General features: G+C 46.8%; 26 protein-coding genes. 14 read left to right on the plus strand and 12 right to left on the minus strand.

Annotation, left to right across the window (positions count from 1 at the left end):
* The first annotated feature begins 10 nt into the window (after nucleotides 1–10).
* Both ACM6JA_RS02310 and ACM6JA_RS02315 read left to right on the plus strand, forming a co-directional pair.
* Nucleotides 11–1,729: a hypothetical protein gene (locus ACM6JA_RS02310; RefSeq protein ID WP_414851001.1), complete on the plus strand. Its 1,719-nt coding sequence runs from the start codon at nucleotides 11–13 to the stop codon at nucleotides 1,727–1,729.
* 158 nt (nucleotides 1,730–1,887) lie between these two features.
* Nucleotides 1,888–2,187, plus strand: coding sequence for a MarR family transcriptional regulator (locus ACM6JA_RS02315; protein ID WP_414851002.1), 300 nt, complete (start codon nucleotides 1,888–1,890; stop codon nucleotides 2,185–2,187).
* A gap of 60 nt (nucleotides 2,188–2,247) precedes the next feature.
* On the opposite strand, the gene ACM6JA_RS02320 is transcribed toward ACM6JA_RS02315, so the two are convergent.
* Nucleotides 2,248–3,126 (minus strand): 5'-3' exonuclease, encoded by an 879-nt coding sequence (locus ACM6JA_RS02320; RefSeq protein WP_414851003.1) that lies wholly within the window; start codon nucleotides 3,124–3,126, stop codon nucleotides 2,248–2,250.
* A 249-nt stretch (nucleotides 3,127–3,375) separates the two neighbouring features.
* Between ACM6JA_RS02320 and ACM6JA_RS02325 the strand changes: the two genes are divergently transcribed.
* The 9 genes from ACM6JA_RS02325 to ACM6JA_RS02365 all read left to right on the plus strand — a co-directional run bounded on the left by ACM6JA_RS02325 (nucleotide 3,376) and on the right by ACM6JA_RS02365 (nucleotide 10,560).
* The gene (locus tag ACM6JA_RS02325; protein ID WP_414851004.1) at nucleotides 3,376–3,582 is read left to right on the plus strand and encodes a small, acid-soluble spore protein, alpha/beta type; all 207 of its coding nucleotides are present in this window, start codon (nucleotides 3,376–3,378) and stop codon (nucleotides 3,580–3,582) included.
* Between the two features lie 186 nt (nucleotides 3,583–3,768).
* Nucleotides 3,769–4,026, plus strand: a complete 258-nt coding sequence (locus ACM6JA_RS02330) for a hypothetical protein (protein ID WP_390231603.1) — start codon at nucleotides 3,769–3,771, stop codon at nucleotides 4,024–4,026.
* A gap of 104 nt (nucleotides 4,027–4,130) precedes the next feature.
* A complete protein-coding gene (locus ACM6JA_RS02335) occupies nucleotides 4,131–5,006 on the plus strand; it encodes a M23 family metallopeptidase (RefSeq protein ID WP_414851005.1) in 876 nt (291 codons plus the stop codon).
* A 14-nt stretch (nucleotides 5,007–5,020) separates the two neighbouring features.
* Nucleotides 5,021–5,836 (plus strand): GTP pyrophosphokinase family protein, encoded by an 816-nt coding sequence (locus ACM6JA_RS02340; protein ID WP_007729228.1) that lies wholly within the window; start codon nucleotides 5,021–5,023, stop codon nucleotides 5,834–5,836.
* A gap of 71 nt (nucleotides 5,837–5,907) precedes the next feature.
* Complete coding sequence (locus ACM6JA_RS02345) at nucleotides 5,908–7,125, plus strand: D-alanyl-D-alanine carboxypeptidase family protein (protein ID WP_414851006.1); 1,218 nt, start codon at nucleotides 5,908–5,910, stop codon at nucleotides 7,123–7,125.
* A 187-nt stretch (nucleotides 7,126–7,312) separates the two neighbouring features.
* Entirely contained in the window at nucleotides 7,313–8,188 is an 876-nt protein-coding gene (locus ACM6JA_RS02350; protein ID WP_414851007.1) for a glycosyltransferase, read from the plus strand.
* Nucleotides 8,148–8,900 (plus strand): glycosyltransferase, encoded by a 753-nt coding sequence (locus ACM6JA_RS02355; RefSeq protein ID WP_414851008.1) that lies wholly within the window; start codon nucleotides 8,148–8,150, stop codon nucleotides 8,898–8,900. Before ACM6JA_RS02350 ends, ACM6JA_RS02355 begins: the two co-directional genes overlap by 41 nt.
* A gap of 182 nt (nucleotides 8,901–9,082) precedes the next feature.
* Nucleotides 9,083–9,790, plus strand: coding sequence for a purine-nucleoside phosphorylase (gene deoD / locus ACM6JA_RS02360; protein ID WP_007729218.1), 708 nt, complete (start codon nucleotides 9,083–9,085; stop codon nucleotides 9,788–9,790).
* 80 nt (nucleotides 9,791–9,870) lie between these two features.
* Nucleotides 9,871–10,560 (plus strand): DUF4241 domain-containing protein, encoded by a 690-nt coding sequence (locus tag ACM6JA_RS02365; protein ID WP_414851009.1) that lies wholly within the window; start codon nucleotides 9,871–9,873, stop codon nucleotides 10,558–10,560.
* Between the two features lie 1,368 nt (nucleotides 10,561–11,928).
* Here ACM6JA_RS02365 and ACM6JA_RS02370 read toward each other — a convergent pair.
* The gene (locus tag ACM6JA_RS02370) at nucleotides 11,929–13,497 is read right to left on the minus strand and encodes an FMN-binding glutamate synthase family protein (RefSeq protein ID WP_414851010.1); all 1,569 of its coding nucleotides are present in this window, start codon (nucleotides 13,495–13,497) and stop codon (nucleotides 11,929–11,931) included.
* Nucleotides 13,498–14,078: 581 nt separating this feature from the next.
* Here ACM6JA_RS02370 and ACM6JA_RS02375 point away from each other — a divergent pair.
* Nucleotides 14,079–14,531 (plus strand): DinB family protein, encoded by a 453-nt coding sequence (locus ACM6JA_RS02375; protein ID WP_414851011.1) that lies wholly within the window; start codon nucleotides 14,079–14,081, stop codon nucleotides 14,529–14,531.
* Between the two features lie 298 nt (nucleotides 14,532–14,829).
* Here the strand turns inward: ACM6JA_RS02375 and ACM6JA_RS02380 are convergent, their stop codons facing one another.
* From ACM6JA_RS02380 to ACM6JA_RS02425, 10 genes are all read right to left on the minus strand, one after another.
* Nucleotides 14,830–14,985, minus strand: a complete 156-nt coding sequence (locus ACM6JA_RS02380; protein WP_414851012.1) for a hypothetical protein — start codon at nucleotides 14,983–14,985, stop codon at nucleotides 14,830–14,832.
* A gap of 120 nt (nucleotides 14,986–15,105) precedes the next feature.
* A complete protein-coding gene (locus ACM6JA_RS02385) occupies nucleotides 15,106–15,894 on the minus strand; it encodes a 2-keto-4-pentenoate hydratase (protein WP_414851013.1) in 789 nt (262 codons plus the stop codon).
* Between the two features lie 12 nt (nucleotides 15,895–15,906).
* Nucleotides 15,907–16,929, minus strand: coding sequence for a 4-hydroxy-2-oxovalerate aldolase (gene dmpG / locus ACM6JA_RS02390; protein ID WP_414851014.1), 1,023 nt, complete (start codon nucleotides 16,927–16,929; stop codon nucleotides 15,907–15,909).
* A gap of 25 nt (nucleotides 16,930–16,954) precedes the next feature.
* Nucleotides 16,955–17,842: an acetaldehyde dehydrogenase (acetylating) gene (locus ACM6JA_RS02395; RefSeq protein WP_414851015.1), complete on the minus strand. Its 888-nt coding sequence runs from the start codon at nucleotides 17,840–17,842 to the stop codon at nucleotides 16,955–16,957.
* Between the two features lie 22 nt (nucleotides 17,843–17,864).
* Nucleotides 17,865–18,650 (minus strand): 2-keto-4-pentenoate hydratase, encoded by a 786-nt coding sequence (locus tag ACM6JA_RS02400; RefSeq protein ID WP_414851016.1) that lies wholly within the window; start codon nucleotides 18,648–18,650, stop codon nucleotides 17,865–17,867.
* A gap of 30 nt (nucleotides 18,651–18,680) precedes the next feature.
* Nucleotides 18,681–20,147 (minus strand): aldehyde dehydrogenase, encoded by a 1,467-nt coding sequence (locus ACM6JA_RS02405; protein ID WP_414851017.1) that lies wholly within the window; start codon nucleotides 20,145–20,147, stop codon nucleotides 18,681–18,683.
* Nucleotides 20,148–20,157: 10 nt separating this feature from the next.
* Complete coding sequence (locus ACM6JA_RS02410; protein ID WP_414851018.1) at nucleotides 20,158–20,619, minus strand: RidA family protein; 462 nt, start codon at nucleotides 20,617–20,619, stop codon at nucleotides 20,158–20,160.
* Nucleotides 20,616–21,620, minus strand: a complete 1,005-nt coding sequence (locus ACM6JA_RS02415) for an amidohydrolase family protein (RefSeq protein ID WP_414851040.1) — start codon at nucleotides 21,618–21,620, stop codon at nucleotides 20,616–20,618. Before ACM6JA_RS02415 ends, ACM6JA_RS02410 begins: the two co-directional genes overlap by 4 nt.
* On the minus strand, nucleotides 21,611–22,147 hold the full coding sequence (locus ACM6JA_RS02420; RefSeq protein WP_414851019.1) for a 3-hydroxyanthranilate 3,4-dioxygenase: 537 nt from the start codon (nucleotides 22,145–22,147) through the stop codon (nucleotides 21,611–21,613). Before ACM6JA_RS02420 ends, ACM6JA_RS02415 begins: the two co-directional genes overlap by 10 nt.
* A gap of 28 nt (nucleotides 22,148–22,175) precedes the next feature.
* The gene (locus tag ACM6JA_RS02425; protein WP_414851020.1) at nucleotides 22,176–23,663 is read right to left on the minus strand and encodes a 4-hydroxyphenylacetate 3-hydroxylase family protein; all 1,488 of its coding nucleotides are present in this window, start codon (nucleotides 23,661–23,663) and stop codon (nucleotides 22,176–22,178) included.
* 335 nt (nucleotides 23,664–23,998) lie between these two features.
* On the opposite strand from ACM6JA_RS02425, the gene ACM6JA_RS02430 reads away from it, so the two are divergent.
* Nucleotides 23,999–24,646, plus strand: coding sequence for a Crp/Fnr family transcriptional regulator (locus tag ACM6JA_RS02430; RefSeq protein ID WP_414851041.1), 648 nt, complete (start codon nucleotides 23,999–24,001; stop codon nucleotides 24,644–24,646).
* Between the two features lie 26 nt (nucleotides 24,647–24,672).
* Nucleotides 24,673–25,305, plus strand: coding sequence for a Crp/Fnr family transcriptional regulator (locus ACM6JA_RS02435; protein ID WP_414851021.1), 633 nt, complete (start codon nucleotides 24,673–24,675; stop codon nucleotides 25,303–25,305).
* Nucleotides 25,306–25,340 lie beyond the last annotated feature (35 nt).

Here is a 25,340-nt window from a genome sequence, read left to right on the forward strand (position 1 = left end):
GGTAGTTCGTATGATCATTCGCGCTAGCGGTGTTGATCGCTATGTATTGGAAACGTACCTCGCCTCTTCGCGCACCGCTCAGGAATGGGTTGATGAGGCGCGGGCACGAGCAGCATGGTTTGATTTGGAGCTATTGGCTGATTTTTTCCTCGTCTTTTATTTGGAAAAGCCGGAGATCGATCTGACGCAAGAATCTACTCCTTTTCATCATTGGATGATTCGTACGCTCATGAAGCAGTATTTTACACGCATGATTCATCCTCGTACAGTCGGGCAGGAAAGCGCGTCGTTCAAAACCGCAATCAAGGCCTTGCTGTGGCTGACAGAGACGTTTTCTGAGGAAGTGAAGCAGCGGGAGAAGGATCAACGGCTTTCTCCGCTCTTATCTGGCTTGAAAGACCAGCAAGGCCAGGAAGGAAGTCAACAAGCACAGCTTTCCGAGCTACTGACAGAAAAACAAAAGGCCAAGCTCGAGTTAGTTGGTTATACGCTTCAACAGGGGAAGCGGGTCGTGGAAGACAAGCAAGAGGCCATGGACACCAAGCCGTTAGTGCGGGCAGAGGTATTGTCTTTGCAAAATCGTATTACTGAGCTGCAAGAAGAAATGAAAGTCCAGTTCACGAAACGAACCAAGCTTCTGCAAAAGGTGAAAAAATTGGAGGATGAGCTCGCCCAACGCGAAAAGCAACTGGATCGACTCCAAAAGCAAGAGAAGGAAGCGATCGCCGCTTTTGAAAAAGAGCTGGGACAATGGCTGGAGCAATCATTAAAGGCGACGCTTTCCGCTGAAGAACTCGATACGCTTTTTGTTGAAGAGGTGTTTACAGCCAGTCAGCGTTTTGCCAACCGAAGCTGGGGGCATGAGCTTGGCAAGCTGCGCAGGCAAAGCTTTGAGCAGTATTTGAAATGGATTGAGAAATTGAAGCGACATCCTGATCTGGTCGCTTTTCTGAACGAGGTAGGCAGACAAGTCCATCGCTTTCGTGTGAAGCGCAAGGAAATTCGCTCCAGACATTTTCCTGAGGAATACTATGATTTGCGGCAATCGGGCGATATTGCACACATGCTGCCTGGTGAAGCTGTGCTTCTCGCTGATCCGGACTTCGAGAGCTACTTCATGCTCAAATGGCTGGAACAAAAGCTCATGACCTACGATACCTCGGGATGGGTAGAAGAACCGCCAAAAGGTCCGGTGATCTGCATGCTGGACACATCCCATTCGATGCGCGGAAGTAAGCTGCGGCTTGCACAAATTTTCATCATGACGTTTGCCGCACTCTCAATGCTGGAAAAACGTGATTTTATCCTCCTGTTGTTCGGGGCAAAAGGCGAGATTAGAGAGCAACCGCTCTATCACAAGAAGCCAGATTGGCCTGCCTTTTACGGTCTGGCGCAAATGGTGTTTGGCGGTGGGACTCACTTTGACGCCCCGATGAAACGAGCCATCGAGCTGGTTGAAAAGGAACAAGCGTGGCGTGGAGCAGATTTTGTCATGGTAACGGATGGAATAGGGGGCATTTCTCCTTATGTCCAAGAAAAACTCATCTCTTTGGGCCAGCATAAACAAGTTCGCTTGCACAGTTTGATTGTGGGTTCTGCGAGGCAGCATCTCGTACAAGCGTATGATTTGCTGGGCGTTTCTCACCGTGTCAAATTTGCGACGAGCTGGGAAGCGGATAGGGAAGAGAACACGGGACTGCTCCTGGATGTATTTCAAACAGCCAAATAAGTGATTCGACATCACTTCCAAATCTCGTCTCCTCATGTGGGACGGGATTTTCTTTATGAAGCTTAAGAAAAAATTTAACTCTTACCCACTTTTTTCTTTAATAGTTTCGCCTATGCTGAGCGTAGCTAGCAAAAGGAAAATGGTAAAAGGAGGACACCATGAAGGAACTGATCAAGCTGGCCAAGCTCATACGGGGAGCCAATGTCTTGTTTTCAAATATTGCACAAAAAGAGCTAGAGACAAATGAACTCAATTGGCAGCAAATATTGATTCTCGAATTTCTTGGAAACGGGCCAAAAACAATGGGGGACATCAGTAAGGCTGTTGATTTGTCAAACAGCACAACTTCAGGCTTAATTAGTAGGCTGGAGGAGGAAAATTTGGTACGAAGATTCCGAGACAGAACCGATCGCCGAATCGTGTGGGTTTCACTGACGGAGCGATTATGCAGTGCATAAAGTAATCGGCTGAAAAAAAGTGGATAGACCGCTTTTTCTCAGCCGATGATCATGACCCAATTAGCCGACTCTTGCTGCCATCGTACGACCGAATTCAAGCTCATCGAATTTGCTCTGAACCACTTGACGATCGTATTCCCACACGGCATCCTCTAGCGCATACTCCACCGGAACATCCCGGATAATCGTAGCCAGCTTTCTGCTCAAGTACACCTGATCGCGATTCTCTTCCAGCTTGCTACGCATTTTAGGCGTACAGCTTGCCAGATTTACATATAGGTTGTCCAGATCACCATGTTCGGTAATCAGTTTTGTCGCTGTTTTCTCGCCAATTCCTGGACAGCCTGGAATACAGTCAGATGCATCTCCCATTAAAGCTTTGACGTCAACGACTTGTTCAGCTGAAATTCCACGCAATGCCAAAAGGCTCGCTGGATTATAATGTTCGTGTTTGCCACCATTTTTCAGGATTTTTACACTAACTCGCTCAGATACGAGCTGCAAGCTATCGTAATCACCTGTCGCAATGATAACCTCGTGTCCTTCTTCGGAAAGACGTGTGGAGAGCGTACCCAATACATCATCGCCTTCAAAGCCTGGGCAACCTATGTTCGGAACCGAGAACGCATCCGTTACTTCTTTCACCAAATCGAATTGTGGAATGAGCTCATCCGGTGCCGCTTGACGATTGGATTTATAGCCGTCATACCATTGACTGCGCACCAAAGACTCGCGTGAAGCGACATCCCAACCCACCACAAGATGAGTAGGCCGTGTTAACTCTACATAATCAAGCATCATTTTGGTAAATCCATAAACCGCATTTGTGTACACACCTGTTGAAGTCTGGCGATAGGCTCCACCCCAAGCAGAACCATAAAAGGCGCGAAATAAAAAGCTCATGCCATCGATGAGCAGTACTTTTCCTGAATCACTCACAAAACCTTGCCCCTCTCACTACCAAACTATACGCACCATTATAGCATAAAGGAGCGGGACAACCTTGTCAGATTTTACAACTGAAATATCGTAAGGAAACGTGCATGTACTTTTATTACGGTGGGATGATAGTACCACAAGAGGTCAACAACCACCTCTTGAAATCAACTTCCGGTCTCAAGGCGAGAAGCAAAACGCTGACGGTTCAAACCCGTCCCGGGAGAAAAAACGCGTCGGGAGGAATCAATCATGGCTAACAACCAAGGTGGCACCAACAATCTGGTAGTTCCTCAAGCGAACCAAGCTTTGGATCAACTGAAGTATGAGATTGCATCTGAATTCGGTGTAAATCTCGGACCAGACACTACTTCTCGCCAAAACGGTTCTGTTGGTGGCGAAATTACCAAGCGTCTGGTGAGCTTTGCTGAGCAACAAATGGCAGGCCGTCAATTCTAACGAACTGACAAGTAAATAGCTGGATGAAGAGAGGTCCCTTTTTAGGGGCCTTTCTATGTTTACCATGAAAAGCCCTTTTCTTTCCTGTGTGGTGCAAACACACAAGCACAATCGCGGACTAGTCATATGGTGTAACGAACAGTTAACTATCCTCGTTTGTCCAGTGGAAAGGAGCGACGTCCGGCTATGAAGAAAAAAGAAGTAAAGCAGCTTTTAAAAAAGCATCCCGAATTTGAAGCGTGGGTTCTCGAAGATTCCATGCGGATTAGAGCGGTCAAAAGCAACCCCGATATGGCGGAAGAATTGTTTAAAAGATGGAACGATCGAAAAAAAGGGATGCTTGATTTTGATGGCATCTCGCAAAAAACCAAACGTGCAAGCGAAATGCTGACAGGCGTGCAATCCATCATGGAAATGATGTCGGATTATTCGAAGAAACAATAAGATTACATTTGGTATGATTGGAGAAGGCTAGCTCATTAGCCTTCTTTTTCTTTTTCATTTCGGGGTGTGTTTTGTTATACTAGAAAATGGGAGGGAGCATGTCTATGTTCAAATCAATGGTTAGTCTCATGTTGGTCACAGCATTGACGCTCGTCTCTGGGACAAGCATATTCAGCCAGACAGCAGAAGGGGTTTACGCCCAAACAACGAAACAACAACCAGCGATCAGCGTAACACCAGCCAAAACATATCCTGGGGACGTTATTTTTGTACGCAGTAAAGAGCCACAAACCGTAACGGTATTCTCTCAGAACTATCGTTTGCAAAAGACACAGGATGAATATGCCCGTTTTATCCCGATTCCTTTTAACACGAAAGAAGGCACCTATAAAGTTACATCTGCTGACAAAAAACTTTCCGTATCTGTGACAATCGCACCGAAAAAATTTGAAGTAGACAAGCTAACGGTAAGTAAACAACTCAACAAAATGCGACAGGATACGAATCGAATCAATGCAGATCAAAAAAAGATCAATGCAGCCAGGTCCAACTCGAGAGCGATTCCGTATTTCTCGGAGCCGTTTAAACAGCCAGCAGTCGGAAAATTAACGACTCCATTCGGCTATCAACGCGTAGTAAATGGTGTAGCAGCCAACAGGCATTCGGCGATTGACATCGCAAACAAAACAGGAACGCCAATTTGGGCGAGCAACCATGGGAAAGTGGTTCTGGCCGACTCTTTATACTTAACAGGCAATACCATCATCATCGATCACGGGTTAAATATTTTTTCCATATATGCTCACTTGTCCAAGCTAGATGTCAAGACAGGGCAAGAAGTGAAACAGGGACAGGTGATTGGACAAATGGGTAGCACCGGTTTTTCTACAGGTCCTCACCTTCATTACGGCATGTTAGTGGGTAATACTTATGTAAATCCGCAGCCGTTTTTTGATGCATCACCTTTCCTCTGGAAGTAATTGGAGGTGTCTTCATGAGAGTCACAAATGTGCCAAGCAAAGTGCTCAACAACATGGTTCATTTCTTGGCGCCGTATGAACAGGCAGTTGAAGAGCTAAAGTTAAAATTAAAAGGAATTAAATACGGCTTTCAAAAAAGCGGCCGTTATTCTCCTATTGAATTTGTTGTCGGACGAGTGAAAAAAGTCGACAGTTTAGTAAAAAAGGCGAACGAAAAAGGAATCGACTTTTTGGGAGATCATTGGCAAAGTGACGTCGCCAAGGAAGTCCAGGATATCGCGGGCCTTCGAGTCGTATGCCGCTATGTAGACGACGTGCGCGAGGTGCTGCAGTTGTTGCAGGAGCGGGAGGATATCGTCATTCACGATGTCAAAGACTACATCGCAGCTCCAAAGGATTCCGGCTACAGAAGTATTCACATGATTGTTTCTTATACGGTCTACCACGGCAGCGAAAAGAAAACACTCTTTTGTGAGATCCAAATCCGTACATTGGGAATGAACTTCTGGGCGACGAATGAACACGAACTGCGCTACAAGTATGCGGGCAACATTCCGACAGATGTGTTGGAGCAGCTTCATGAAGCGTCCGTGATTACACATCAGCTCGACGTGTTGATGAACAATTTGCGTCAAGAAATTCTCACACCAGCAGAAGTTGATACGACACTGGAAGAAAAATTGGAAGAAATATTTTCCCTGTACGTCAAGCAAGATTTGGATTCTGCTGCAGCCTTGTACAGAGAACATGTCAGTGGCTTCGAAGAGGCTTTTGCGGACAATCCTAAGTTTAAAATGATTCACGATTTGTTGGGGATCCGGTTGAAATAACGTCTTTTGTTGTCTACAGACCAAATGTAACCTGAAAGAACGCGACAAAGTAGGAAAGGATATTGACTAACATGCGCTTTTTGCTAACGAACCTACTCGTTGTGGTGATGGTTTTGTTCAACCTTGGCATGCTTTCCGCTTTTGCCGAGGAGTCATCAAGCCTGGAGCCTAGCACTCTCATTGGACAATCGGCCATTCTGATTGATGCTACAACGGGACAAGTCTTGTTTGAAAAGAACCCTCATGAGAAGTTGTACCCTGCTAGTATTACAAAAATCGCAACAGGTATTTACGCGATAGAAAAAGGGAATCTGGATGACACTGTCACTGTCTCAAAAAAAGCACGCCGTGAAGAAGGAACACGTGTCTATTTGGAAGAGGGAGAACAGATTTCCCTACGCAATTTGTTGTACGGTCTGCTCATGAATTCAGGTAACGACGCTGGTACTGCGATTGCTGAGCATATGAGCCAGACGACAGAGCGTTTTGCAGTGGATTTGAACGCCTATTTGAAAGAAAAAGTAGGTGTCACTGAAACGAATTTTACCAATCCACACGGACTGCATGATCCGAATCATTACACGACTGTTGCTGACATGGCCAAAATTTCGCAGTACGCGATGAAAAACCCTGTTTTCAGGGAAATTGTCGGTACGAAGCGGCTGCCTTGGCATGGACAAACGTGGGAAACGGTATTGGTGAATCACAACAAGCTGCTGCGTGATTACGAAGGTGCGACGGGAATCAAGAACGGTTTTACTGATCAGGCGATGCATACGCTGGTAGGCTCCGCCAAGCGTGGAGAAATGGAGCTCATTGCTGTCACGATGAAGGCCTCTACAAGTGCAAATGCATACAAAGATGTGAAAAAGCTACTGGACTTTGGCTTTCAAGGATTTGAGACCAAACCAATCGCCAAAAAAGGGGATTCTTTTTCAGAAGTAGCTGTTCCTGGTAACAACTCGGTTGTGACTTTTTCAGCCAAGGAGGACTTGTATGCGACGGTTCCCAAAGGTGTGGAGCCTTTGGTAGAGCTAAAAGCAGATGGGAACCTATCTGTCCGGGCTGGCAACCTGGCCGTCTCTTATCCGTTGCTTCGTCATGATCCGCCTGCTCCTGCTGCTACTGTGTTTGGGGATTTAGAAAGCGACAACACGCATCCAATGGCTCGCTATAGCGTATTAATCGTCTGGTTAGGAATGAACCTTTTCTTAATCGTGTATACGTTTTCCCGTGCACAGAGGAATAAACGAATTCGTGAGCGCAGTCTTCAACGGCGGTTCTATTAATACGAAAATGAGAATCACAACAGGACGTGGCAATATGCGCGTCCTGTTTTTTTGCGAAACGAAGGTGAAAGCGAGTGTTCCAAGCAGGTCATCTCTTGTTGAGTTGTGAGGGATAGATGCCGTGTCCAATCGTGGAAAACGAGCGTACATTAGAGTAATCATTTATTATCTGGTGAGGGGGAGCGAGATGGACAACCGAATCTATGATCACCCTGCCGTGTCCGTCATCATCCCAATAAGTGACAACGCCAGGAATATGAAAAAACTGCTCTCTGTTGTCAAAAGAATAAATCCACACACGGAAGTAATCGTCGTATGCAACGGAGTGAGCTCCCAAGAAGCTATGATGTCCAATGTATGGGGGGCACAAGTCATTTCAATCGGTTTGGATGTAGACAGCCATGAGGCAAGAGCGATCGGGTCTGCTCACGCGAGAGGAGACGTTGTCCTCTTTATCGACGAACGCCTCGCGATGCCTCTTTTATACTTGAAAAAATATGTCACATTGGTCAAAAAGGGATCGGATGTCATTATCACGACATGCTCGGACCGCTCGGTATCCAGAAGAGGTAAACGTTCACCAAGAAGTGCCTATTGCTTGTTGAACCATCTTCTTGGTCAAAAAAGAATGGGCTCCGCTTCCTTTGAAAATATTCCATTTGCCTTGAGCCGAAATGCTCTGGAGGCAATTGGTTCCAGGACTTTATGCAATCCGGCAGTTGCCTTGGTTCAAGCGTCAGTCTTGGGGCTCAAAATAACAACAATTGCCCCGTTTGCCTCGGAAAAACAACCAACAGCCACTCGTGATATCGTGAAAAAAGACATCCGTACGATTTATCGGGAGCATGCGAAGGCAATCCTGTTACTAACGGGTGGAACGAAGCTGCGACACGCAGATCAAGATGGACAACGACACCGCGACTTGGTGCATTCACCAGGTGTTCTACATTTGCGCTCGGTCTTTCATCTGGAATCGCGTGTAAAGGAGGGCGGTGGATGGGGTGGCAAACGCAAAGCGAAATATGCGAGATCCCACAAAAAATCGCAGAGAAGAACACATTAATGGCCAAGAAAAATGCCAGAATTTAAATCGATTAAGTGTCATCCTCTCTGTTCACCACGAGCGGACGATCAAAAAAGTACTCAAACAAATTCAGAAGCTCAGGCCCATGGAAATCGTACTCGTTGTGGATGGCTGCCCGGATCAATCGGTGAAAAAGATACTTACGAATTCCTCTTGTCCACTCACAGCGTTTGTGTACCCGTTTCCTTTAGGGGAAGATGTATGGAGAGTAATTGGTGCCAAGGAGGCCACAGGAGATGTGTGGTTGTTTCTCGATGCAGATCACGTGGTAGCAGCAAATGACATGCAGTCCTTTGTTAGAACGTGTTACCGCGGAGCAGACATCGCCTTGAGAAAGTGCATGACGCCACTTCGACAACCATCTATGGAACCGGATACCGTTTTGCTAGCGAAGACATTTCTCAATACCTTGGTTTCACGATATGAACTCGGAACTTCCTCGATGTACGATTTACCTTTTGCCATGACGCGACAAGCTGCCTCTATCATCGGCGTTCAACATTTGGTCGTACCAGCCGTTGCGCACGCCATTGCTCTACACAATCAATTGCGAGTCGTGCCATCTCATTCCATTGCATCAGCAAAGCTTACGAGAAAAAGAGCGACACAAAGAAAGAATAAACCAAGCGTTAACCAGACGATCCTGGGAGATCATCTGGAAGCAATGGATTACGTGATGTCCCTTAAATGAATGAAACCGTTGACGAGGCGATGCCATCTGCTGGTATCGCTTATTCGTTATTTTCAAAAGTCTCGCGCAAACGTGCAATCATAGCCGCTGGAATCATTTGATCTCTTGACTTTGCATTGTTCGGTTTTTGTAGTACGATAGGCAAGTAGATCATTTTTTCTTGATAAAGGGGCAAACAGATTATGAGTATTCATATTGGAGCAAAGCAAGGTCAAATTGCTGAAACCATCCTACTGCCGGGCGATCCGCTACGGGCCAAATACATTGCTGAAACTTTCCTCGAAGGAGCAGAGTGCTACAACAATGTGCGTGGCATGCTCGGCTTCACAGGTACATACAAAGGTAAGCGAGTTTCTGTACAAGGAACGGGCATGGGAGTTCCTTCTATCTCGATCTACGTCAATGAGCTCATGGAATCTTATGGTGTTCAAAACCTGATCCGCGTAGGCACTTGCGGCGCGATCCAGGAAGACATCAAAGTTCGTGACGTGATTATCGCGATGAGCGCATCCTCCGAATCCCAAACGAATCGTCTCCTGTTCAACCAGATTGATTTTGCTCCTACTGCTAACTTTGATTTGCTGCACAAAGCATATCAAGTAGCGACTGAGCGCAATCTGCCTGTCAAAGTAGGGAATATCTTTACGAGCGACAGCTTCTATCGCGAAAGCTTGGATTTGTACAAAAAATTGGCATCCTATCAAGTGCTTGGCATTGAAATGGAATCTTCCGCGCTGTACACATTGGCTGCAAAATACAAGCGCAACGCATTGTCTATCCTCACTGTGAGTGATCACATTCTAACCGGTGAAGAAACTTCCGCTGATGAGCGCCAAACGACTTTCAATGAAATGATTGAAGTGGCGCTGGACGCAGCTCTGATCAAGTAAATTAGCATGCAGACGACATCCCACTGGCAAACTATCGTCAGTGGGATTTTATGTAGAGGATAGAAAAAGGGGATGGAATCATGAAACATAATTGCCCTGCCTTTTTTGAAACGGCATTTGACGAAGGGTATACGATAGAGCAGGATGGCTATTTATATCGGTTGTTCCGCCAAGATATAGGCAAGCTTCAGGTGAATACAGGAAAAATCGTGGCGAATGATCCGTTTGTCATGTTTGAGACGGAACCGTTTGTGGAAGTTTTCCCAAAGGGAAGCTTCTCCGTACAGCTCGCTATCGCGCAAGTTCAATCCCTGTCAAAAGAAGAGCAAACGGATGACTCTCTGGAGCCAGATGAACGGGTAGCATTAGCGCGGATTGTCTTCTCAGAGAAACCTGTCGTATCTTGGAAAATGGCTGTTTGGCCGGAGTCAGATGTGTCACAGCTTGGTGAAGGTGAATTTTTTGGCTACGGTGTGGATGCGGGGACAGGCTCGTTCATGGATGTAGAAGCTTGCGCACTCTTGGAACGAGAAATGGAGAAGGACGAGATGTTTTATGAGACGTTGACGAAGAAAATGGACCAAACGTATAAACACACGCGTAGTTGGGGTCTGATCGATATAGGGGAAGGCTGTAATGTTGCCATGTTTTCAACAGGATGGGGAGACGGCAGCTACGCGAGCTATATCGGTTATGATGCCGAGGGACAAATCGTACGTTTGGTAACAGATTTTTACTTGTTGGATTGGATGGGAACGGCTGAAGAATAGAAGTTGGGGGAAACAGGGAAGGAAGAGAGAAGAAAAGCTTATAGACGCCAAAGTAGAGTGCCTCCGGTGGCACTCTTTTTATTGGTTATTTTTTCTTATTTCGTTCGAGGTATTGCGCCAGGTTATTCAAGGTATTTTCGTACGATCTTTTTATCGGTGAAGTGGTGATCGTTTTCGATTTTGGGATTACTTTGGTCATTTGGGGACCTCCGGGCGTTTTTAGTTATAGTGATCTTGATTATACTATAATTGAATTTACAATAAATGTAAATAGTGTTTTTTAATTTAAATGAATTTTTTTATTCTGATGAATTTTATTTGATTTATGTAGATAGATGATAAACGACTGAGTGGTCTTGTTAGATGATCAGCAGTTTGCTTGCTGCTGTTAATGTCTTATTGTGAAGCTGATAAACATACTGGAAAAGCTCCTTATTACGAGTTAGGTTTTTATGAGAGCAAGTTTCGGTAATACATTACATGTATGTCATATGGCATCAATAGATGGGAAAAAGCTATTTATCTGGCATCATCTTTCAATTAGATCCATGTACGAATGAGTTTGTGACACGTAGTTTATAAAAACAGGTGAGTACCCCTTTCAGAAATTATGCATTTCGTATTGAGTCCGATAATATATATTATGTAAACTGATAAAAAGAGCAGAAATCGGCTAGGTGTAAATGTAATGGGATTTTGTAGTTGAATGGCATTAGTTGATACAGTTCACAGCATGCTAATCATCGGATGATCATGAATACGCTACGAATAACTAGATTATCGTGAATTGTTTCTGATATCATTTTATGATCATCACGAACGATCAAAGCAAAGTCATATTATAGGCATAGTTGATCATAATATCGTGGATAATAATGAATAACTGGTCGCTTATCAGGGAAAACATGCCTACCTGACTATCCGATGAGTTGGTTTACATTTATTTGGTGGATTTTTGATTTCAGTTCATAAAAGAGCCATTTCATGAACTGAATTAGAACCCTCTTATCGAAAGCTGCTCATAAGTCAATAAAATGATAAAACTGAATTGTCAACTAAATCTTCCACACCTTATTCTTCAAGTTACTTATATTGATTTAACATGTCTCGCTTGCGTTGATAATCCTCCACTCTACTTTTCCTTATTAGTAATTGGATAAAGACCTCCGATCCGAATTCCGCTCATGCGAAACGGAATGATACCAACCACCTCTGAACTTCAAACGTATCGATTTCCAACAATTCGGGATCAGATGGCGAATGGAATCAGGAGAATTGGCAAATATCAGGTGTTTCCGTCATCACCTACTTGTTTTGTCAGAGAGGCGCTTCTTTACGTATTAATTTTTGGATAACAAATCCTCCCAACTACGTTGAATCTGATCTGGTCTGAGATGTTTTCAAGCGTTTTTTATGTTTTGAGAAAAACTGCTTCTTCTTGTTTTCATTACTCTGTTCGGAGGGATCAGGCATCGATCGATCACTGTCATCCTCGCTCGGAACCAATAGCGATTCCATAAACTCTTTTGTCGGGATATACGGTTCATAGGCAAGAGGAACTTTTGTTACCTTGCTCGTCAATTCATCAAGGGCTGCAAGATCATCAACGCCAACTTGATGAACAGATGTTTTTCCCAATGCAAGAATCGCGACCTTCATTTCTTCCACAAACGACGTAAGGAAGTTCTCTAAATACTTTGCTGCTTCTTGCTCATCAAATTGAGCCGTTAAACTTCCTGGATAAAAAACAAGTTGAGTAGGAGGTTCCCAAGGAACTGCTTTTGTTACCTGATCATGCGTCATCGCCCACAAGAGTGCCGTCCCCATATAGACACCATCAACACCCAACGCAAATGCTTTCAAGCAATCAGATGGCGTGAAGTATCCTCCTCCGCTTAACAAGGTAATTCTTTCCTTCACCCCGCGTTTTTGCAAGTAACGTACGGCACGTGAAACGGCATAAATGGTGGGAATTCCAAAATCGTCTTCCAGGATGGGAGGTCCGCTCTTAGATCCTGCCTGTCCGCCATCGATGCTTACAAAATCAACCCCTGCAAAAATGGCGACTTCCAAATCGGCTTCAATCTTTGCGCTTGCACATATTTTAACTCCAATGGGGATTCCATCAGTAAGGGCGCGCAGATGATCAACTACTTTGCGAAGATCTTGTGGTTTATTGATATCCTTATGTCTGGAAGGAATGACGACATAATCATCATTCTCCACTTTCAAGATTTTTCTCGCTCTTCCCTGAACGTACTCCGAAGGGATAAAACTCGCCGCACCAGCAGTAGCTCCTTGCCCGATATGAATTTCGATCGCATCGGCCTGTTTGAGAATTTCTGGCTCTTTTGACCACGTGCCGCTGTGGTATTGAATAATCAAATGTTTGGCGTTTTGTCTCTCTTCGGGTAAAAATCCCCCTTCACCCGTATTTGTTAAAGTGCCGACCGCAGCGGTTCCTTTTGCAATCGCTATCTTTGCTTTCTCTGAAACACCAATCCCATATCCCATTCCTCCTGCCATAATGGGTATTTCGAGCGACAAAGGTTTTTTTGCCTGAGGTCCGATGGTAATCCGCATATCTACATCTACATCTTCAGGCGTGACTAACGTGGCCAGTTGTGCCGGTGAAAAGATAAGTCCGTCGTAAGTAAGAAATTTACGCGGACTCCCAAACGGTCTTTCAATAACTGCCCCTTCTGAAGCTCGCAAGCTATTCTCAATCACAATTCTTGGTGGTAGGCGAGTCAAAGCCGTTACCATTTCCCAAATGTTTTCGGGATACCGTTCATTCATGAGCCGCTTCGTGAACCGGCCAATGATCCATTGTAGCAACGACCTGGAAAAAATAAGCGCTAGAGTTCCTGAAAATAGAATGGCTATCATTGTACCCGTAAATGATCCGACGTCAAAAGACATCCATTTACTGCCCATTACACTCTCCCCTTCGATACCGTTAGCAATAGCGTACATGTAGATAAGATTGTTGAGAAGTGTTGGCGACAACACGCAGAAGAATCAGTACACCCACCCCAATTACGGTACTTGAAATGAGGAAAGTACCCTTATTTGCAGTGACTGAGAAGCCCCTGCTCCCTCTTAGTATCATACTCACGGTCGTTCCACTCATCGCCTCAGCTCACCTCGTTGGAAATCTGCAAAGACTACCCAACCATTATTTGGTGTTCGAACCATGCCATCAGTGTTCCCATCTCGAATGTAACTATTCAGCTATCCCCACCCATTGGGTCATTTACATGTGCATCAAACTACTCATGCGGTGAACAAACAAGCATCTTCCTTCCTCCTCTTTGTTTTTCTCCGGTGTCCCGTACACATACGCAGTAAGACTCCCGTTACACTATTTCGTGAATGGTTACTTATTTCGTATTGACTACAAAACTTGTATAGCGTTACATGTTCAAAAAAAACGATGGTATGCATCGAAAAATTGAACTATTTGACAAAAGTGAATTGTGTTACAATCGTTTGTAATTATGACGGAGGTGGAATTTATGAATGATTTGCTTTCTCGTTTATCACAGATAATCGCTGTGGTACCACAGCAACTTAAGGCTTTGCCTGAAACGTCATTATCGACTCGTCCCGCTCCAAATAAGTGGTCTTCAAAGGAAATACTAGGTCATTTGTGCGATTCTGCTGTCAATAATCTATTCCGATTCATCAATTTACAGATAGTGGAAGAGCCTTTTTCAGTTCAAAAATATGATCAGGACCGATGGGTGCGATTGCAAAATTACCAACTTGCATCGACTGTGGACATTGTCCAGTTTTGGATTTATTTGAACAAGTCAATCATTCGAGTTATTTCTACCACTCCTGAAGAGAAATACTCCTGTATGTGTAAACTACCGAATGGCAATACCGTAACGTTTCAATGGCTCGTTAGCGATTATCTATCCCATATGGAGCATCACTTGCGACAAATCCCTGTCAATTCAATTTGAGCTGACCCGAATAGAACTCAAAGTAGCTGGGATAGGTTCGTCTACTTCAGTGCATTTCAAGACCTCAGGTCCACCAAAATTTGACATTTGAATAGCTTTCATCTGTCTTCCTCCGCTTCATTTCCTCACTCTCCTTACATAAAGGCAAACCCTATTTAGGATATTTGCATTTCTTCGGACAGATCTAAGTCGCAACGTTCTTCTATTATCATGGTTCCAGTCCATTCTTCATTTGGTTTTTCATCTGATAATGTAAAGTTGTATTTTTTGTATAGATGACGAGCAGCAACAAGTATATTTACAGTCCAAAAGAAATATAGCCTCGGTCGATCCTTAGTTTTTCTCTAACTTCAGTTGCCGTACAGCCATTTCTTTGATGGATTTCTGTTATAACCCGTGCCTCTGTTAATGAAAATGCTTGGTTATATATTTTCTTGAATTGAAACGATTCCAAATGTAATCCTCCTAATATACTTCCATCTATTTGAAAGTAACTCCTGATTGGGACGTAAAAAGAAGCCGAGTGAATACGGGATAACTCCCTGCATTCTTCTCGGCTTTTCGCCTTTACTGCCTATCCCGTTTTTACCACAAACTCAATGTTTCCAAGGCCACCCCATTTGGCGATTACGACATCCCCTTCCCGTAGCTGGTGGGAACCGGTAATGCCCCCGGACAAAATCAAATCTCCCTTGTGCAGCTTGCGCCCTTCGCGAGCAAGCATGTTCGCCAGCATCGCGACCGCGTGGGCTGGATGACCGAGAACTGCCGCACCAGCCCCCAAGTCTTTGAGCTCGCCATTGATCGAAAGAGTAACACCTACCAAATCGAGTTCAAGTTCATCAGGCTTTCTCCACGTCGATCCGATAAACACACGGGAAGACGAAGTATTGTCGGCAATGACATCCGGCAAGGCAAACTGGAACTGCGCATACCTGCTATCGATAATCTCCAGTGCGGGAACCACATAGTCAGTGGATGCCAGGACATGAGCCTCCGTGATGCCTGGTCCTTCCAAATCCTCACTCAAAACAAAGGCGATTTCCGCTTCCACCTTGGGATGAATCAATTCATTGATCGGCAGAATGCCGTCCTCGATATTCATATAGTCAAAAATGTAGCCCCGAATCGGTTCGTGCACATTCATCTGCTTCATTTTTACCTGACTGGTCAAACCCATTTTAGAGGCAAAGATTCGATGTCCCTGCTCAAGCTTGAGGGAGACCAGCTCATTTTGAATACGATATCCATCTTCCACTGTCAGCTCGGGGTATTCAGCCGTCAGTTTCACGACCACCTCCTTATTCAACTCCGCATCCACCAGTTTCTGAGCCAACCTTTTGTACAATAGTTCCGATTGCACGCTGATCACCCCTTATCTGATTTTGGTAGAGCTGTTTAGTTGGGCGATTTCCGCTGCGACATCCACGATCATGTCTTCTTGTCCCCCCACGGCCTTTCGTCTTCCCAGCTCGATCAAAATATCCCGGGAGTCGATGCCGAATTTCCTGGCTGCACGCTCGGCATGAAGCCGGAAGCTGGAATAGACACCCGCGTATCCGAGAACCAGAGCGTCTCTGGTAATTTCCTGTGGTACTTGAAGAATCGGTGACACGATTTCTTCTGCCAGATCCATCATTTTGTACAGATCGACGCCCGTCTGAATGCCCATTCGATCCATTACAGCAAGGAGAACCTCGGTTTGTGTATTGCCCGCACCTGCACCCAAGCACCGAACACTGCCGTCAATCCAGGTGGCACCCTCTTGAATGGCGACGAGCGTATTGGCCATGGCTAAAGACAAATTATTGTGTGCATGGAAGCCAACAGGAATATGCAGGCATTGCTTCAACGCCCGGACTCGTTCCCCTGCTTGATCAGGTAGCAGAGCGCCAGCAGAATCGACGATATACACGACATCGGCTCCATAGCTTTGCATGAGTCTAGCTTGCTCCGCCAGTTTTTCCGGAGCAGCCATATGCGACATCATCAAAAAGCCAACTGTCGTCAAGCCAAGCTCTTTAGCCCGATAAATATGCTGAGCGGATACGTCCGCCTCGGTCGCATGTGTGGCGATACGTGCCATGCCTACCCCTAGCCCTGCAGCTGTCTTCAACTCTTTGACCGTGCCGATTCCCGGCAGCAAGAGCACGCCCACTTTCGCTTGTTTACAAACGGCAACGGCAGCCTCGATCAGCTCCAGTTCAGGGGTCCTGGACAGCCCGTACTGCAGGGACGATCCGGCCAATCCATCTCCATGGGAGACTTCAATATACGGTACGTTCGCTTCATCTAATGCGCGCGCCACCGCGGTTACTTGCTCAACAGTAAACTGGTGATTGATCGCATGGCTTCCATCTCGAAGTGCTACCTCGGTGATCACAATATCACGACTCATATGCGGTTCCTCCTTTCATTCGTGGCTATATACCCGTGCTGATGCCGACAGCATGCTTGGCATATTCCTCTGATACCTTCACTGCTGTCGCCGTCATGATATCCAGATTGCCTGAATAAGTAGGGAGGTAGTCGCCCGCGCCTTCCACTTCCAAAAAAACGGTGATTTTGTTTTCATCAAAGATCGGTTCTGAACGCAGTCGGTAACCAGGAACGTATGCTTGAATATAGGCAACGTTCTGGTGGATAGCCTTCACGATCGCCTGTCGGTCCGCACCTTCCTCCACTACTGCATAGACCGTATCTCTCATCAGGATCGGCGGCTCCGCCGGATTCAGGATGATGATCGCCTTGCCTTTCTTCGCTCCGCCAATCGCTTCGATACCATGTGCAGTCGTCTCCGTAAATTCGTCGATGTTGGAACGTGTGCCAGGACCCGCGCTTTTACTGGAAATAGTGGCCACGATCTCTGCGTAACTGACCGGACTCACACTCCCTATCGCATGAATGATCGGAATAGTAGCCTGGCCGCCGCATGTGATCAGATTGATGTTCTTTTCATTCAAATGTGCACCGAGATTCACAGAAGGTACTACATAGGGCCCCACAGCAGCAGGCGTCAGATCGATGGCGAACTTTCCTGCCTCCCTGAGCGCCGTGGCATGCCGAATATGTGCATGGGCTGAAGTAGCATCAAAGACGATATCCGCAAGCTCCGCACCGCTTTCCAAAAACGGTTTTAATCCGCCGTCAAATACGTAGAATCCAGCTGCCTTTGCTCTACGCAGACCATCCGAATCAGGATCGATTCCAATCATGGACGTCAGTTCAAGAACTGGCGACCTTCCAAGCTTGGTCATCAGGTCTGTCCCGATGTTACCCGAGCCCAGTATTGCTACTTTTACTTTCTTCATACATGCACTCCTTTCATGTATTTTACTTGCCAAACCTGACTCCTACTGAACCAAGTCCAGCAATCCGTGTGTGAAATACATCGCCAGGCTTAGCTTCAACCGCTGCCGATAACGCACCGGACAAGATGATTTCTCCTGCTTTGAGTGTAATCCCTAATTCGTACAGCTTATTCGCTAACCACGCTACACAAGATGCGGGATTGCCTAATGCGGTGGCACCAACACCGGTATTGACCAGCTCCTGATTTTTATAAAACGCCATTCCTACCAGAGGAAGATCCAGATCTTGCGGTTTCACGGGATGGCCACCCAGCACATAGAAGCCCGAGGATGCATTGTCCGCAATGGTGTCTTCTAGTTTGATTTGCCAGTTGGCTATACGGCTGTCCACGATTTCCAAAGCAGGCACAACATATTCCGTTGCCATCAAGACGTCATAGATGGTTACATGTGGCCCTTCCAGATCGCGTTTCAGCAGGAAGGCAATTTCTGCTTCTACTTTTGGCTGAAGGACATGCTCGAAAGGCAGTTCTCCGTTGTTTTCCACGACCATGTCGTCCAATAGGTGTCCATAATCTGGCTGTTCTACGCCAAGCAGTGTCTGCATGGCACGAGAGGTTAGGCCAATTTTCTTCCCTGTAATCCTCGCGCCTTCTTTCACTTTTCGTTCAATCGTCATCAATTGAACGTGGTATGCCTCTATCTCGCTGATTTGCGGATCCAGTAAAGTGAGTGGCGCTACTCCCACCCCTTCACGACTCGCCGCCGCTAAATGATCGGCGTATCGTGTGATCTTTTCTATGTCCACACGGCTCCCTCCCTGATTCTGACCTTCTCGCTATAATTTCATTGTGACCGTCTTGACCTCGGAGTAGAATTCGAAGCTGTGACGCCCGCCTTCGCGGCCAATCCCGCTGTCCTTGGCACCGCCAAACGGAGTTCGCAAGTCACGCACATACCAGCAATTGATCCATAAAAGACCTGACTTCACTCGATCCGCCACGCGATGCGCGCGCCTCAGGTCGTTGGTCCAAACCACTCCTGCCAGACCGTAAGCCGAATCATTGGCGATCCGAATAGCGTCCTCTTCTGTACGAAATGGAATGATCACGCTGACCGGACCGAAAATCTCTTCCTGCGCCACCCTCATTTTGTTGTCTACATCATAGAGAACGGTTGGCTCTAGGAAATTGCCGTCACCCAGCCCACTGATCCGTTTTGCGCCGTAACCGAGCTTGGCTCCTTCTTCCAGTCCGATCTGGATGTAGTGCTCCACCGTCTCTAAGTGACTACGGGACACCAACGCTCCCATATCCGTCTCTGGTTCCAGAGGATTTCCCACCTTGATCCTTTGAACAGCCGCCACAAATTTGTCCAGAAACTGATCATAAATGCTTTCTTGTACCAACAAACGCGATCCTGCCAGACAAATCTCGCCTTGGTTGCGGAATATCGCCTCAATCGATCCTTTTACCACCTCATCAAGATCGGCATCTTCAAACACGATATTGGCTGATTTGCCTCCCAATTCGAGCGATACTGGAATCAGATGCGAAGCGGCATTCTGCATGACGGTCTTGCCGGTGTTAGATTCTCCCACAAAAGATATCCTGCGCACATGGGGATGCGTCGTCATCGCCGTCCCGACAGTCCCGCCCGGACCAGTGATGATGTTGAGCACGCCAGGAGGTAGACCTGCTTCATTGGCAATCTCTCCGAGCATCACCGCCGAGAGAGGCGTGTACGAGGCTGGCTTTATAACGACGGTATTTCCCGCCGCTAAAGCCGCCGATGCTTTCCAGGTCATCTGCATGAAGGGCAAATTCCATGGAATAATTAGACTGGTCACACCTGCCGGAGCATATTTGGCGTAGGACATAAAATGGCGCATTTCATAATGCTCATGGACCATGTACTTAGCCATTTCGGCAAAAAAGCGCAAATTGGCCGCCGCCCTCGGAATATCGAAGCCCCGACTCTCTTTGATCGGTTTGCCGACATCGAGCGTCTCCACCAAAGCGAGTTCGTCCACACGCTCCATCACCAGGTCAGCCATTTTGCAGAGAATCTTGGCGCGCTCATCTACAGACATCTCACTCCAAACGCCTGACTCAAACGTACGCTGCGCCACGTCGATCGCCCTTTTTACATCCTGCTCACTTGCATTGGCCACAGAAGCCAGCTTGAGATTTGTCGCTGGGTTGATCGTATCGAAGGTTTCACCGGAAAGAGCGTCCACGTAATCTCCATCTATGAATAGCTTAGCGTCTTTTCGTACCTGGTTTTCCTTGGTAGTCTGACTCATGGGAATCCTCCTAATTCTCGATTTCCAAGATCATCTCTACTTCTACGGCGTTATTTAGCGGGAGCTGTGCCATCCCTACAGCGGACCGCCCGTGCCTGCCTTTCTCTCCAAATACCTCCACCAACAAATCGGATGCCCCATTCATGACTTTAGGCTGATCCGTGAAAGCTGGATCGCTGTTAACGAATCCGAGTATTTTGACCACTCGTTTGACTCTCCCCAGTTCGCCTAGCTCATGTTTGGCAATAGCCAGCAGATTGAGCATACACTGCCTGGCAGCCAGGTAGCCTTCCTCTATCGTGACATTCTGTCCCAGCTTCCCTCGATATTCGTTTGTCCCTTGGCCTGCCAGGAACAAGAGATTGCCCGTTTGGACACAACCGACATAATTACCGGCCGGCTGTCTCGGTTCGGGCAGGGCTAGGCCCATAGCCTGTAGACGTTGTTCCGGCGTTTCAGTCTGATGCTTCACAGTCCGTTCATCTCCTTTATGTTCAGGAAGTGAAGCGCGTTTTCACCCAGCAACGCCCGCTTCTGTCCGTCAGTCAGCTCCAAAGTATGATTGATGACTTCCCCGGGAGGTGTTTCACGAAGCAGGAAGGGATAATCCGATCCCATCATGATTTTATTTTCGCCAAAGCGCTTTATCATGTATTGGATGTTCAGTGGGTCGTACGTCAAGGAATCAAAGTAGAATTGTTTCGCGTACACACTAGGCGGTTGATCGGTCAGACGCAGATGTGGCCATACCTTCCAGCCTTGGTCCAGCCTGGGTAGAATATAAGGAAAAGAGCCGCCGCCATGGGCAAAGCAGATTTTCAGGCGCGGAAATTTCTCGATCACGCCTCCCAAGATAAGACTTGCTGCGGCAAGCGCTGTCTCGCTTGGCATCCCGACGGTGTACATCAGGTTGTGCCGCGGCATACGTTCTCTGCCCAGCGTCTCCCATGGATGTACGAAGAGTGGCACATCCCATGTCTGACACATATTAAAAAAAGGAAGCAGTCCCGGGTCGTCGAGATTGTTGCCATTTACGTTGGTACCGATTTCGATCCCCCTCAGGCCGAGCTCGTGCACGCAGCGATCCATTTCCCGAATGGCTGCCTCGGTGTCTTGCAATGGAACTGTACCCAATCCGATGAAATGATTCGGATGTTGGTTGACCGTCTCTGCGATAAAATCGTTTTGAATCCGCGCCATCACTTCCGCTTCGGCCGCCGGTGCCCAGTAGGAAAACGTGACCGGAATGGGTGACAATACCTGCATATCCACGCCTTCTTGCTGCATGTCATGAATCCGTTTTTGGGGATCCCACACCTGATCCGTCACTTCGCGAAATACTTTTCCCCCGACCATGATATTTGCCCCGCATGTGCAAGTGCGGTGCAGAACTGGCCAGCGTTCTCCATGAAAGCGTTCAGCCAGGTTGGGAAGATCCTCTGGAATAATGTGGGTATGGAAGTCTACTCGCATTTCCACTCACTCGCTTCCGGAGACATGATGTGCCCGCATTTTTGGCATGTCCGCAGCTCCAGATTGCTGTTGAATCCTTCGATCGCCTCTTTTACCTGCACCTCTATGTTGGTCAGTTGAATCCGTACGCGGTACATTTCGTGGTCGCAGTTTTCGCAGAACCAAGCAAAGTCCTCCAGTTCTCCCTCAGCTCTGTTGCGCTCAATCACGAGGCCGATCGTATCCGCGATCCGGTGCGGGGAATGCGGGACATTCGCAGGAAGAAGGAACATTTCACCTTCTCTGACCGTAATGATTTCACGCTTCCCATCCTGATTGATGATCTCTACGAAGCAATCACCCTTGAGCTGGTAAAAGACTTCCTCAGATGGATCGATGTGAAAATCCCGCCGCTTATTCGGCCCTCCCACTACCATGACCATTAGTTCTGCATCTTTCCAAATTACCTTGTTATTCACCGGTGGCTTGAGCTGATCGATGTGATCCTCGATAAACTTCCACAAATGGATAGGTGCCAATGTACGCATGCTCTATTCCCTCCCTGTTTTTACTTGTTTAAAGAATCTGCTCCGTCTGCGATGCCGATTTGGCAGCAAAAACGCTGAGCGCGTCATCCACCATCGTGCATGCATGAGACCTCTTATAATTGTTGTAAAAAATCGCTAATTTGCGCACCGGATCACCGGTATAGTACCGCTCGTATTGCAGCAAACGCTGTCCGAAGGCTTCGCCGCACAGGTCCCAAGCGAGCTTAAACAGGCGAACCCGCTCTGTACCGGAGATACCCTCCCGTCCGGCATAAAACTTTTCCATATCCGCCACCAACTCGGGATGCTCCATATCACTGTCAGTCGGGGACATGAGCAATCCGCCTGCTCCAATAATTTGAATGACTTCGATCGCCCGCGGGTACAGCTTCGGAAGCAGTCCGCGAATGGTTTCGAGCTGTACGTAGCCCGGCATGAGCTCGCCCGACGGCAAGGTCTCGTAATCCAGCTCAGCTGTCCTTAGGAGCGCTCTGACCGATTCCAGCGATTGCGCTAGCTCCCCGAGATTGTTTTGGACATTCGGATAGATGTCTACCCCGATGGAGTCTGCCAGCCGCATGGCAACCTCCGTGGCAAATTGGAGCTTCAACAGTCCTCTCACCCCTGTCTGGTGCGCCGGCTGCTGTCCGATGCCTGTCTTTGGATAAAGCAGGTTGGCTGCTTCTACATTGTTGTACAGGAATAAGCGCTCCCAAGGTACGAGTACGTCATGAAAGACAAGAAGAGCATCCATTTCTTCGAAGCGCGATGCCAAAGGATGGTCATAAACGGAACGAATTCCATCCTGCATGGGCTCTCTACAAATGATGCGCAAGCCCGGCGTGTTAATCGGAATGGCAAATGCCAAGGCGTAACGCTCATCTCCTGGCTTGAACCCAGGGAACGAATAAATGATGACTTCATCCGTGATAGGCGCCAGTGTCGCGAGCATTTTCGCTCCTTTGACAATCAGCCCTTCCGGCGTCTCCTCTACTGCCCCCAAATGGGTGTACACATCGTTTTGTTCGTGCGAGGACTTGCTGCGGTCATTTTGTGGATTGATAATCGCATGCGTTAAAAACAGGTCTTGGTCGCGTACATACTTGTAATAATTTTTCGCGTTTTCTGCCCACTGCGGATTGTACCTTTCCAAGAAGGACGCATTGCTGTATAGCGACGTCAAGACGACATTGAGAAAATCCGGCGTTCTTCCCATCAAGCCAAAAGTGGCTTCCGCATAAGCTTCGTACAAGGCTCGTTTCGCCTGCAATTCCTCAGGGGTCTTTGCAACGAGAAAGGCGTTGTTCACACGCTCGCCGGTCTCCTGACAAATATGCGTAATCTTCTCCTGGTACTTCTCGTCATGCTGCATGTCATACAGTTTGGCTATTTCATGAATCGGCTGTCGAAAAACAGCTTCCTCACATACATTAGTCACCTTTCTGCCTTGCAGCCAAATCTCCGGTTGCCGCGATCTCAAGCCCCGAATGTATTGGTCACCTGTACGGATTCCCACCACAATTCCTCCCTGTTGTTTTTGGTTGGTTGACTCGTTTTTTTTCTTAAACCACATTATAATGTCTGTCTTTTCTGAAAAATGTATCCCGCTTAACATCACGGCTGAAAAATATATAATGCCGCTCATCCGATTCATGGGCCACTGAGGATATGTAAACGAATTAACATCCATTCAGTTTTTCTTTCGAATGCACGTCATTTTCACGCTGAAATATTGGTAAGGAGCTTTTTATTTTCATATAATCAAGAGTAGTAAGTTCAGAAAATTAAGACTTAATCTTGGGCGGGTGATTGGAAGAGGCAAGATCATTGATGAGGAAAGGAGCGGTGATGATGGTATCCCCTTTTGAAACTGATTTGAAATGGGAAACCCTTTTAGAATACGGCACCCGTCAATTTGTGAAAGGAAAAACAGCTATCTATAAGCAAGGGACGATGGGAGAAGGTTTTTATTATCTTCATAAGGGATTAGTCAAGATTGTGACCTCTACCTTCAAGGGGAAAGATCGCCTAGTGAACATCGTAGTCCCTGGTCAAATCATGGGACTTCAAACGATGGATCAACAACCTCATTTCACCACGGCTATTGCTGTAAAGAATGCAGTCGTCTACCATTTCTCCTGTTTGCAATTCCTCGAAATGCTGAAGGTACGCCCTGAACTCTTGTCTCTTTTCACCCAAACAATCAATCAAAAAATGCGGATCCTTCTAACCGCCATCAACATGAAGGCACTGACTTCAGAAGAACAAATCGCTCGTCTTCTACTCAACATTTGCGAAGACTTTAAAAACCACGAGGTTCCCCTCACGCAACAAGAGCTTGCTGAATGTGCTGGCCTCACCCGTATCACTGTCTATAAGATCCTGAAGGCATGGAAGGAACATGGCATCATTGAAATCAAAAACCGATCCTTTGTCGTCAAACGCCCAGATATGCTGAAGCCTCCACAACTCACGGCACACACTGCTCGCACAGTGTAAGCCTATCCATGTGAAAGGTGGTCACAATGGTCTGTCTCCGCTATCAGTGGACCCCGTACCTCATGTATGGCAAGAAGATCGAAATGGGAAAACATACAACTATCTACCATCAAGGCGATGTGGGAACTGGATTTTATTATTTAGACAAAGGGAGCGTAAAGATCACTCTCTTATCTGAGAACGGGCATGAGCGGTCTATCGATTACATTCCCACAGGTGGGTTGTTCGGGGAGCACGGCGCCTATAACGGCTCATACCTGACATCAGCCATAACTACTTCTCCTTCCGTCATTTACTTTTTCTCCGACGAGGTCTTATCGCGCGTATGCCAAGACCACCCACAGTCAGCAGTAATCTTCACCAATTCACAAATCTATAAGCTCCGTCTCCTGGCTGAAATCATCGCGTTCACTGACAGTCCGATTGAGCTTGCGATGGCTAATTATTTGCTCAAACTGATAGCTGTGCACGGAAATAATCATATCCCTATCGATCAGAAGTCTTTTGCACGCTATATTGATACGTCTCGCATTACGGTGAACAAGACTTTGCAGAAATGGCGACAGCAAGGCTTGATTGAGCTATCTGAGCGTAGTGCCATTATAGTTGTGGATATAGAGGGATTGCGTGAGATTTATTCTCGCATCCAATGTAAATAGGGCGAAGCCTAATCAGGCTCGCCCCTCTGCATTGA

Source organism: Brevibacillus sp. IT-7CA2 (assembly GCF_949767855.1).
Lineage (GTDB): Bacteria > Bacillota > Bacilli > Brevibacillales > Brevibacillaceae > Brevibacillus.